Source organism: Streptomyces sp., assembly GCF_031181555.1.
In the GTDB taxonomy this organism is placed as follows: Bacteria; Actinomycetota; Actinomycetes; order Streptomycetales; family Streptomycetaceae; genus Streptomyces; species Streptomyces fimbriatus.
On sequence record NZ_JAPSKQ010000283.1, the window covers coordinates 1 to 4,497 of the forward strand.

The following is a 4,497-nucleotide window of genomic DNA, read 5'->3' on the forward strand; positions in this document are numbered from 1 at the left end:
CTGACGCCCGGCCAGCGCGCGGTGACCGCGCGCCGGCCGCCGTCTCAGCCTCCGTGCTGGGACCGGGCCTTGAACGCCGCCTTCCGGGCCTCCTTGGCGACCTTCTTGTCCGGGTGCAGCCGGCCCATCGCCTCCAGCACGTCCGCCGTGGCCGGGTGGTCCACCCGCCAGGCGGTGGCGAAGAAGCCGCTGTGCTGACGTGCCAGTCCCTCCACCAGGGCGCGCAGTTCCTCGGAGTTGCCCTCGGCCGCGAGCTGGGCCGCCACCGTGTCGATGGTCAGCCAGAAGATCATGGTCTCGGACGGGGGCGGCACATCGGCCGCCCCGTGCTCGGTCAGCCACACCCGCGCCAGTCCGCCGAGTTCGGCGTCGTCGAGCACCTCCCGCAGGGCGGGCTCGGCCGAGGCACCCACCAGCGACAGCGCCTGCTGGCAGCGCAGCCGCCGCAGCGGCGCGCCCTCGTCCGTCCCGCGCGCCGCGGCCAGCAACTCCCGTGCGGCGGCGAGGGGTTCGCGCCGGGCCAGCCAGTGCTCGGTCTCCGCGTGGGCCGCCGCCGGCGGGAAGGCGGCGGTGCCGTCGAGCAGCGCGTCGGCGCCCTTGTCCGCGAGGTCCCCGACCGCCGGGGCGTCGAACCCGGCCTCCAGCAGCCGGGCGCGCAGTCCGTACAGTCCGAGCGGGGTCAGCCGCACCATGCCGTAGCGGGAGACGTCGGTCTCGTCCACCGGCGCCGCCGGCTCGTCGTCGGCGTCGCTCAGCAGCGCCTCGTCCACCGGCCGGTACTCCACGAGCCCCACCGGCTCCAGCATGCGGAACTGGTCGTCCAGCCGCACCATGGCGTCCGACACCTGCTCGAGGACGTCGTTGGTCGGTTCGGCCATGTCGCCGGGGACGAGCACGGACGCGGCCAGCGCGGGCAGCGGCACCGGCGCCCCGGCGGCCCCCTCCTCGCCGACGGTCAGCAGGTACAGGTTGCCGAGCACGCCGTCGAGGAACTCCGCCTCGGCCTCGGGGTTCCAGTCCAGGGAGTCGAGGTCGAGCTCTCCGGACCCGCCCTCCGCGACGACGGCGTCGACGAGTCCGCCCAGGTCGGGCACGCTCGCGTCGGCGAGCACCGCCTCCAGGGCGGCGAGCCACACCCCGAGCACGTCCTGCGGCGACCCGCCGGTGAGCAGCGCCAGGTCGGCGCCCGCGGCGACCGTCCCCTCCTTCTCGTCGACCACTTCGACGAGCCCGGCGTCCAGGGCGACGCGCCAGGCCTCACCGGCGTCGGCCGCGGCGTCCCGGCCGGTCAGCCCGAGCACGTCGGCGGCCTCCGGCAGCTGCTCGTCGACGAGCCCGCCGCCGGCGTCGACCCGGGTATCCGGCCCGGCCCAGCGGGCGAGCCGGGCGGCCCGGGACAGCAACGGGGTGGACAGCGCGTCACGCGCCAGCTCCGCTTCGGGGTGCAGCCGCGCCGGCGGCAGGGGGGAGCTGTCTGACATCGGCTGGTTCTCCTAGGGCGCCTTCAACGACTCAGCCGCTCAGCCTAGACGGATTTCCACCCATGCCGCCCACTTCATCTGCTCTTCCGTACCCGTACATGGCCGAAACCTTGACAAGTGACCTGGCCAGGCTGGAGATTGACGCGCGTAGAAGTCGGCGGACAGCTGTTCACCGGAACCCCCGGGTCCCACCACCCGACCGTCGGGCCTCTACGCGCGTCGCACCGCCCCGCCGGTCGCGGCTCCCACCATCCACGCTCCACCCTCGTCCCGGCGCTCCACACGTCCCCGGAGGGAATCCGTTGCCGAGCAAGTCGTCCGCGCGTCTCGCCGCGCTCACCGTCGCCGCCGTGTGCTCCGCGGCGTCCGCCGTCCTCGTCACCTCGCCCGCGCACGCCGACAGTGTGCGCATCCATGACATCCAGGGCGACACCCGCATGTCCCCGTACGTCGGCAAGCAGGTCACCGACGTGACCGGAATCGTCACCGGCATCCGCACCTACGGCTCCTCCCGGGGCTTCTGGATCCAGGACCCGGACCCGGACGCCGACCCCGCCACCAGCGAGGGCGTGTTCGTCTTCACGGGCTCGACCCCGAAGGGCGTGGCCGTGGGCGACGCCGTCACCGTCTCCGGCACGGTCACGGAGTACGTCCCGGGCGGCACCTCCTCCGGCAACCAGTCCCTGACGGAGATCACGCGCCCCACCTTCACGGTCGTCTCCAGCGGCAACCCGGTCCCGGCCGCCACCACCATCGACGCGGCGTCCGTCCCCGCCGCCTACGCCCCGGCCGGTGACCCCGCCGCGAACGGCTCGGTCAACGCCCTGCCGCTGCGCCCCTCCGCATACGCCCTGGACCACTACGAGTCCCTGGAGGGCATGAACGTCCGGGTCTCCGACACCCGCGTGGTGGGCGCCACCGACCCGTACACCGAGCTCTGGGTCACGGTGAAGCCGTGGGAGAACCCCAACCGGCGCGGCGGCACGGTCTACGGCTCCTACGACGCCCAGAACACCGGCCGTCTCCAGATCCAGTCGCTGGGCCGCGCCGCGGACTTCCCCGACGCGAACGTCGGCGACACCCTCACCGGCACCACCACGGGTCCCCTGGACTTCAACCAGTACGGCGGCTACACCCTGGTGGCGAACGAGCTCGGCACCCTCCGGGACAACGGCCTGCGGCGCGAGACGACCCGCGAGCAGCGCGCGGGCGAGCTGGCGGTCGCCACCTACAACGTCGAGAACCTCGACCCCTCCGACGACACCTTCGCCGCGCACGCCGCCGCGATCGTGAACAACCTGAAGTCGCCCGACATCGTGTCCCTGGAGGAGATCCAGGACAACAACGGCGCCACCGACGACGGCACGGTCGCCGCCGACGCGACGATGGCCGAGCTGATCGAGGCCATCGAGGCGGCGGGCGGCCCGCGCTACGACTGGCGCTCGGTCGACCCGGCCGACAAGGCCGACGGCGGCCAGCCCGGCGGCAACATCCGCCAGGTGTTCCTGTTCAACCCGGACCGGGTCTCCTTCACCGACCGCGCGGGCGGCGACGCCACCACGGCCGTCGACGTCACCAGGGTCCGCGGCAAGGCGGCCCTGACGGTCTCCCCCGGCCGCGTCGACCCGACGTCCGAGGCCTTCGAGAACAGCCGCAAGCCGCTGGCCGGCGAGTTCGTCTTCCGCGGGCGCACGGTCATCGTGATCGCCAACCACTTCGCCTCCAAGGGCGGCGACCAGAGCCTGACCTCGCAGTACCAGCCGCCGTCCCGCGGCTCGGAGGCCCAGCGCCACCTCCAGGCGAAGGCGGTCCACGACTTCACCGCGAAGATCCTCAAGACGCAGAAGAACGCGGACGTCGTCGTCCTGGGCGACATCAACGACTTCGAGTTCTCGGAGACGACCGAGATCCTCGAGGGCGACGGCACCCTCTGGTCGGCCGTCAAGTCCCTCCCGAAGAGCGAGCGTTACTCCTACGTCTACCAGGGCAACAGCCAGGTCCTGGACCAGATCCTGATCAGCCCGTCGATCCGCCGCGACCGCACGTTCAGCTACGACAGCGTGCACATCAACGCCGAGTTCCACGGCCAGATCAGCGACCACGACCCGCAGATCCTGCGCTTCCGCCCCTAGGGCCCGCCCCCGGCCGGCCGAACATCCGGTCCGGCCGGCCGGGCACCCCTCACCGCGCCGGTACGAGCCCCAGAGCGTGCTCGTACCGCCGTACGGTGCTGCTCTTCAGCCCCGGCCACCTCTGCACCCGCTCCCACGCGGCGGCCGTCGGGCCCGCACCGTCCCTCGCCAACGCCTCGGCGTGCGCCCGGGCGCTCTCCCACTCGGCGTAGTTGAGCACCCGGGTCCCGTCGGCTCCCAGATGGAAGTGGGCGGAGATCCTCCCGGGGTTCGGCTCCGGTTCGCCCTCCAGAGCGTCGAGGACGGCGTCGGCCCAGTCCTTCAGCCGCTCGGCGTCGGGCCCCTCGAACTCCACGTCGACGATCACGACGCACCCGGGGGCCCGGTCCCCCTCCCGCACACCGCTGCGGTAATGCCGGTACCGGTGCAGCGCCACCCGCTCGATCCCCGGCACGGCGGTGTCGATCTCGTCCACCCGCTCCTGCCGGTGCGTCTTCACGAACGACTCGTACGCCCGCTCACTCGTCCACTGCGAGTAGTGCAGCAGCGTCTCCCCGTCCTCCCCGGTGTAGACGTGATACCCGAGCAGATCACGGGCCGGCCAGACCCGCCGCTCCCAGGTCCGCCCGATCGCCTCGACGGCCTCCTCCTGCCGCTCGGGCGTCCCCACCCGCCAGGTGCTGAAGAGCGACGCGCCGATCCGGGGATCGGCGAGGTCGGGGTGCTGGTCCGTACGGCGGGTCATAGCTGCCTCCACTGCTCGGCGAACGCGACGACCCCACCTTCCGACCTCGACCGAACTTCAGGTCAAGTCGCGCACGGCGGGAACAAGGGCCGCCGCACGCCCACCGGGACCGGACGCGCGCCGCAGGCACACCACGCAC

At 72.9% G+C, this 4,497-nt stretch carries 3 protein-coding genes; 1 reads left to right on the top strand and 2 read right to left on the bottom strand.

The window, feature by feature from the left end:
• Positions 1-44: 44 nt before the first annotated feature.
• A complete protein-coding gene (locus RIM90_RS30660; RefSeq protein WP_309064006.1) occupies positions 45-1,481 on the bottom strand; it encodes a hypothetical protein in 1,437 nt (478 codons plus the stop codon).
• Positions 1,482-1,783: 302 nt separating this feature from the next.
• Here RIM90_RS30660 and RIM90_RS30665 point away from each other — a divergent pair, with 302 nt between their 5' ends.
• Positions 1,784-3,613, top strand: coding sequence for an endonuclease/exonuclease/phosphatase family protein (locus RIM90_RS30665; protein ID WP_309064007.1), 1,830 nt, complete (start codon positions 1,784-1,786; stop codon positions 3,611-3,613).
• A gap of 49 nt (positions 3,614-3,662) precedes the next feature.
• On the opposite strand, the gene RIM90_RS30670 is transcribed toward RIM90_RS30665, so the two are convergent.
• Positions 3,663-4,358 carry an antibiotic biosynthesis monooxygenase gene (locus RIM90_RS30670; protein WP_309064008.1) on the bottom strand — a complete coding sequence of 232 codons (696 nt, stop codon included), beginning with the start codon at positions 4,356-4,358 and terminating at the stop codon, positions 3,663-3,665.
• Between the last annotated feature and the right edge of the window lie 139 nt (positions 4,359-4,497).